At 33.4% G+C, this 6,163-nt stretch carries 5 protein-coding genes; 1 reads left to right on the plus strand and 4 read right to left on the minus strand.

The features are described from left to right. Window positions 1-462: 462 nt before the first annotated feature. The 4 genes from ACTQ5K_RS25115 to ACTQ5K_RS25130 all read right to left on the minus strand — a co-directional run bounded on the left by ACTQ5K_RS25115 (window position 463) and on the right by ACTQ5K_RS25130 (window position 5,461). Window positions 463-2,886, minus strand: coding sequence for an ABC transporter permease (locus ACTQ5K_RS25115; protein ID WP_109769207.1), 2,424 nt, complete (start codon window positions 2,884-2,886; stop codon window positions 463-465). Then, window positions 2,883-3,551: an ABC transporter ATP-binding protein gene (locus tag ACTQ5K_RS25120; RefSeq protein ID WP_109769206.1), complete on the minus strand. Its 669-nt coding sequence runs from the start codon at window positions 3,549-3,551 to the stop codon at window positions 2,883-2,885. The genes ACTQ5K_RS25115 and ACTQ5K_RS25120 overlap by 4 nt, the downstream gene beginning before the upstream one ends. 70 nt (window positions 3,552-3,621) lie before the next feature. Next, the gene (locus ACTQ5K_RS25125) at window positions 3,622-3,852 is read right to left on the minus strand and encodes a hypothetical protein (protein ID WP_251628836.1); all 231 of its coding nucleotides are present in this window, start codon (window positions 3,850-3,852) and stop codon (window positions 3,622-3,624) included. 589 nt (window positions 3,853-4,441) lie between these two features. After that, a complete protein-coding gene (locus tag ACTQ5K_RS25130; protein ID WP_235252588.1) occupies window positions 4,442-5,461 on the minus strand; it encodes a zinc-binding alcohol dehydrogenase family protein in 1,020 nt (339 codons plus the stop codon). Window positions 5,462-5,670: 209 nt separating this feature from the next. Between ACTQ5K_RS25130 and ACTQ5K_RS25135 the strand changes: the two genes are divergently transcribed. Continuing rightward, a complete protein-coding gene (locus ACTQ5K_RS25135) occupies window positions 5,671-6,030 on the plus strand; it encodes a winged helix-turn-helix transcriptional regulator (RefSeq protein ID WP_109769204.1) in 360 nt (119 codons plus the stop codon). Window positions 6,031-6,163: the final 133 nt, after the last annotated feature.

The following is a 6,163-nucleotide window of genomic DNA, read 5'->3' on the forward strand; positions in this document are numbered from 1 at the left end:
ATTAATTAGATTTTAAAGGTTAGAGAATGTTCAATCTTATAAAAAGATAGAAAACTCTCACCTGCATTTTAGAAAAACGTGCATCTTTTAAAGTGCTATGAATATTTCAGGTCAAATATGTTTTTCCTTCATTTTGATTAATAGTCCTCCTCTTCATGTCTTGTAATCTAATATGAATCTCATCGACAAAGAGTGATTTTCCTTGTATTATCTTTTTAATTATTGCTGAATATTTGATTGTACAAAATACACCTCATCTAATAAAAGATGAAGTGTATTTTATCCTTAACTCTAGTTCAGATATCGACCAATAGTATCAAAACTCATAATTGCTAGCTTAATTTATCCACAACACTCAGCATTCCATTTTCCTTGAGTGTCACTGTAAGAGTGAAGTTAATTATGTTTTGAATCCGAAACACAATTTATTTGATACAAATTGGTAAAAAAACTAATTCAAGGCTATCCCTTGCTAAACGGTTTTAATTTTGTAATGGTAGTCACGACGATTGCAATTGATAAAATACCTATAGAGATTAATATACTAATAAAAATCCAACTGTATGAAACATTCATTCCAAATAAAATCAAACTTCCTAAAAGAACCCCTAAAACAATTGGGACTCCTGACCAGAGAGAGATTTCTTTAGAGAAATGAATCAATATACGACCTTTAGTCCACCCAATAATATGGTACATAGAAAATTCCTTCGCTCGGTATTGAAGGAGTGCTGTAATACTCTCACTAACTGCTAGGTAAGAAAGCAGTACGGTTATCACTATAATGGAAATTTGTATGATTAATGTTTCATCCATTGTAAATTGACCTAGTGTTGTTTCCTTAGCTTTTTCAATGGAATATCCTAAGTTAGATATCTGAATAATCAGTAGTATAATCGAAATGAACAAAACCAAAATGGTTGGTAATATAAACTCTTTATAATGAATAATTGCTGGAACTTTCTTATATTCCATTATCCTAGTTTTATTCCCTGATCCATTTCTTAAAAATAATAAACATACCATGACCACGGTTAGGAACCATAATAATGAAGAGAGTAAATAAGGGAATGCATCTTGTTTGAATAGAGTAAATAAAATAATGCTAACTACATACCCAATAGTAATAATAATAAATTGTTCAAGACAGTTCCGTAGAAAAATAAATTTCCTTTTCCACCCTAATAGATATAGTAACTCATCTTCCTTATATAAGGCTTTTTTTTCAAAAGTTACTCTTGAATATAACCAAAGAAACCCAAAAAGAGAAAATAATATGAAAGAAATCACGGACATGTGATTCCAATTTTCACTCAGCTCTTGTGCTACCCCTAGAGTTGTCCAAGGCTCCAGTATCTGGCCTAAACCTTCAACATCTAATCTCATTTGTTTAAAAGAGGAACCAGCAACAATATCCACTTCATAACCAGATTTTAGTAGGTCTATTGCAACTTGTTCAATTTTCTCTTGAGCATCCACGTTATATTTATTTATCCCGGCCACTTTGATCCTTATTGCATCAATCGGTTTTTGACCTTTTACCATTTCAGCAGCTTCCAGGGTTGTTATCCCGCTCGCTGGTGTAGGAATAAAGCTTCCAGGAAAGATTGTAGATTGTACCACTTTACCGTCTAAGCTTTTTGACTCTGTGGTAGAATATATACCTAATGGGCTTGAAGCTAACTGGTTAGTATCCTTATTAGGTGAAAATTCTCCCACTTGTTCAATAATAAAGGGCACCTTTTGACTTTGATAGGCACTTATCCCCTTTTTATTTACTGTTTTATATATTGGGGGAGGTCCATCTTCAAGTATGGGCACTTCTAGATTATTTTCATTTATTTTATAGTTGATTTTTGATGCTATGTAATAAATCGAGGTATCTTGGTCAGACATAAAGCGATCAGTCTCACTTATACTGAAATCCTCCCCAATCTTTACAGCTGTCCCCTCAAACGGTTTTTGGAATTTAGATAAATCTAAATTATATTCTCTATTATCAAGCACTTTAGCTTTAGATAGTTCATTAATTACTTGCTCCATTTTTTCAGGTTTTTCATAGCCCATTAATAGTGAGTCATCTTTCATCAGGCCTAATTTCTCCTGATATTCTCCGAGATCTACATCTATCCTATCTGTCTTCACAGTCATATATAATGGAATATTTATATCATGCCGCTGTATAACTTTGATAACGGGTGGATTTCCTAAACTTTCCCGAACTTCTTTAAATTCAATATCATTAATCTCTTTATCTAATTCAGAATAGTCAATTCCAGTTAACTTACTTTCGCTCTCAACATCAATAGCAGCTAATAGATAATAATTAAAAGGCATTAGGACTGTCATTGCTACACCTGTTAATGAATTTGGATACGAAGCGTCAATATATTGTATGTTTCCTGGAACCGAACCATCAAAATAATATAACTCCTCTTTCTGATCAATAGGATATTTATGAATCCCATCCGAGGTATAAAATTGCCAAGAAAATCTTGTTGGTTCCTTTAATACTGGAAGTTCAATAGACATCCTTTTACCACTAAAATACCCTAGAGATGCTACTGGAGCGGCCAATTCTATGTCTGGGTTTCTTTTAATCTGTTCCCAATCAGAAATAGAAATACCACCTCCCCCATCACCGATATAATTCTCTTCAATCATTCCTAATTTTTTTTCAACATCTGTTCTTGTAGAACTTGGTCGTACTAGGATGTCATATGTACCTCGTCCGTATTCTTCTACGGAATGATTAACTGCTAACTTAATTTCTTTTGTGCTCTGAAAACCTAATGGAATAAGTGTATATAAACCAATAAATGCTAATAAAATGGTAATGGAGATCAACTTTCTGCTTAAAATACGAACCCAAGCAAAACGTATCATACAAATACCTCGTTTTCCTTCAAATTACCTTTGTATAATTTATAGGTCTTATCACCAAGTTTCGCAACTTCCTCATCATGGGTTACAATAATAATCGTTTGTCCTTTATTTTTGCATTCAATCAGAATGCGCAGAATGTTATCTCTATTTTCAATATCTAAGTTCCCAGTCGGTTCATCACATATCAGTACCTTTGGATTAGCCATTAAAGCTCTAGCAATCCCCACTCTTTGCTTTTCCCCTCCTGATAAAGATTCTGGCAGTCTAGCAAACAAAGAATTATTAATTCCCACACTCTCAAGTAATTTTTTCGCTCTAATATATAGTTCCTTTTTCGGATAATCATAAATAAGAGGTAACATGACATTATCAATAACAGAGTAGTGGGGCAAAAGTTTGAAGTCCTGAAATATAAAACCAATATTTTTTTTTCTATACTCGCTTCTCGCATTTTCATTCATGTGATAAATATTAGTTCTCTCATATAAGACCTCGCCTTTATCAGGCTTTAAAAGTCCTGAAATACATTTAAGTAAAGTAGACTTTCCTGTACCCGAAGGGCCTACGATCGTATACCACTGTCCCTCTTCAATAGACAAGGATACATTTTCTATTATGGAATTGGATTCAGAAAATGACTTTTGTAAATACTTTATATCAATCATGACGTTCCTCCTTAAATTGATTAATTACAATCACCCTAGTCAGTTGACTAGGGTGCCATAGAATTTACATTTATTTTCTTAGTGTTACTGTTCCTGTTGCACGTGCAGTTCCACCCCCAGCGGATGAAACAGTTAGTGTAAGGTTCCATTTGTCGGTACTTAAGGAACCTAGATGATATGTAGATGATCTAGTTGTACTATAATAATTAGCAGCAGGATCTGTAAATCGAGTAGTAATACCATCATGGTACTTTACATTATAAATTCCGTTACCCCCACCCCAAGAAATAGTTTTAGTCATTGTAGCAGAAGAACCAATTATAATTTCATTTTTCGGACCACTAATCTTTGCTTCAGTTGGTATTGCTGCAGATACGTTAGATAAACCTATTCCTAGAGATATACCTTATTGCCAATCCACCAACCGTTAATCTTTTCATTATATTCATTCGAATTCCACCTCCAATATTTTACAATTAAAGTATACTAAATAATATATTGCACGTAAACTATTTTTTCAAAAAATTCACACTAATCTATCTTATTTAAATTCAAATCTTTTTTCACTACTAAATGCTTAAGCAATAGACTCTATTTCTGATACATCTTGGTAGAAAAGATATAAAGCGCTATTACTTTAAATCTTCACTGCCAATGAATTCCATCTTTCTGTAAAATTTATTATTACTAGCATTGAAGACATGTTTTACAGTGTCATAACCTGCACTTTTAATAACGATATTTTATGATCAGTTAATCCATATGGATACACCATTAGATTTCTTGAAGATTCTTATACCTATAGATAAATTGCCTGATTTTTTCGAAACATCTAAACAGCCTGCTTTTTAGACAATCAATTTATTGTACACGACAGTCTCATTAGGCATTTACTCATTCTCTACTACTATTTTGCCAATCATACTTCCCGTTTCTACTATTTTATGTGCTTTACGTAAAGTTTCGGCATTAATTGGTCTAAGTGTTTCAGTTAGGGTTGTTGTTACTTTCCCTTCATCTATTAGTTTACTTAGTTTGGATAAAAGTTCATGTTGCTTGATCATGTCTGTAGTTTGATACATGGATCTTGTAAACATAAATTCCCAAGCAAACGTTACACTTTTATTTTTTAAAGCAGTAAGGTCGATAGGATTTTCCATTTCTACAATCGAACAAATACTTCCTTGCGGGAAAATAATATTGGCCATGTTTTGCCAATGCTGCTCTGTTTCGTTCAAACATAGAATATATTCAACGCCTTTTATATCATGTTCTTGTAGTTGATTTCGAAAGTTTTCGTGATGGTTAATGATATAATCAGCACCTAATTTATTCACCCGTTGCTTACTCTCCTGTCTAGAAGCTGTGGCAATCACTTGTAAACCAGCCAATTTAGCTAATTGAATCGCTATTGAGCCAACTCCACCTGCTCCACCAATAATAAGAATGCTCTTAGATTGATTTTCTTTGTGGTTATTTATATCTATCATTAATCGATCAAATAAACTTTCCCATGCTGTTATCGATGTCAATGGTAACGCAGCTGATTGAGCAAAATTCAAAGACTTTGGCTTTAATCCAACAATTCTTTCATCAACTAATTGATATTCGCTATAAGTCCCTGATCGTGTTAGGTCACCAGAATAAAAGACTTCATCCCCAGGCTTAAATATTGTACAATCTGATCCGATTTCTTCCACCACTCCACTTGCATCCCAACCTAAAATCCTTGGTTCTTTTTCTTCTTTATCTTTTGGAGCTCGAACCTTTACATCGACCGGATTAATTGAAATAGCTTTAATTTTAACAAGTATATCTCTTTTGGTTGGTGTAGGTTTTTCCAATTGAACATCTACCAAACTTTCTTCCCTTTCAATCGGTAAATATTTGTATAATCCAACTGCCTTCATTTAAATGCCCTCCTTTTTTATTCATGTTTATTATAAAAAAGAAATATGCTAAGGGTAAGTACGCACATTCTTGTAATCTGGTATCAACCATGTTACCTATTAGGAATGGAAGGAAAAGAGTGTGTACTAACATTCTTGTAATCTGATATTAACTATGTTACTAATTAAGAATTAAAGACTAAGAAGAAATGAGAAAGGTATGAGTACGGATGAGAAATCGAAAGAAAGGGTATGGATGCCCCGAAGGCTGTCCGGTTGAAGGAACTCTTGATGTAATTGGAGGTAAATGGAAAGGAGTCATTCTATTTTATTTATTAGATGGAACGAAGCGATTTAATGAATTCAATAGATTAATGCCCGGTATTACTAAACGAATGTTATCTCTCCAATTAAAAGAACTCGAGGAAGATGGAATTGTCCATCGCCAAGTTTATCCTGAAATCCCCCCTAAAGTTGAATACTCATTGACTGAGTTTGGGAGAACGCTAGAACCAATTATTTCTCTAATGAATGAATGGGGAGAAAATTATAAAGAATTTTTAAAAGAAAATAAACGCGAGCTAAAATAATTTTAAAGAAACTTTATTTCAAATATTCAACTGCCAAAAAGTCCTTCCCCGCTCCATTCTCCCTCTCACTCCCCTCAAACCCTTGCGTCTCTATGTCCCTTCCCTCTTTTCTCGCCTTTTTTCTTCATTCCAT

It is taken from the genome of Niallia sp. Sow4_A1 (assembly GCF_052116745.1).
In the GTDB taxonomy this organism is placed as follows: domain Bacteria; phylum Bacillota; class Bacilli; order Bacillales; family Cytobacillaceae; genus Niallia; species Niallia hominis.

Excerpts from the sequence above, each read along its gene's own strand:
- ACTQ5K_RS25115 (WP_109769207.1), bottom strand. The coding sequence starts at position 2,886 with ATGATACGTTTTGCTTGGGTTCGTATTTTAAGCAGAAAGTTGATCTCC.
- ACTQ5K_RS25120 (WP_109769206.1), bottom strand. The coding sequence starts at position 3,551 with ATGATTGATATAAAGTATTTACAAAAGTCATTTTCTGAATCCAATTCC.
- ACTQ5K_RS25125 (WP_251628836.1), bottom strand. The coding sequence starts at position 3,852 with ATGACTAAAACTATTTCTTGGGGTGGGGGTAACGGAATTTATAATGTA.
- ACTQ5K_RS25130 (WP_235252588.1), bottom strand. The coding sequence starts at position 5,461 with ATGAAGGCAGTTGGATTATACAAATATTTACCGATTGAAAGGGAAGAA.
- ACTQ5K_RS25135 (WP_109769204.1), top strand. The coding sequence starts at position 5,671 with ATGAGAAATCGAAAGAAAGGGTATGGATGCCCCGAAGGCTGTCCGGTT.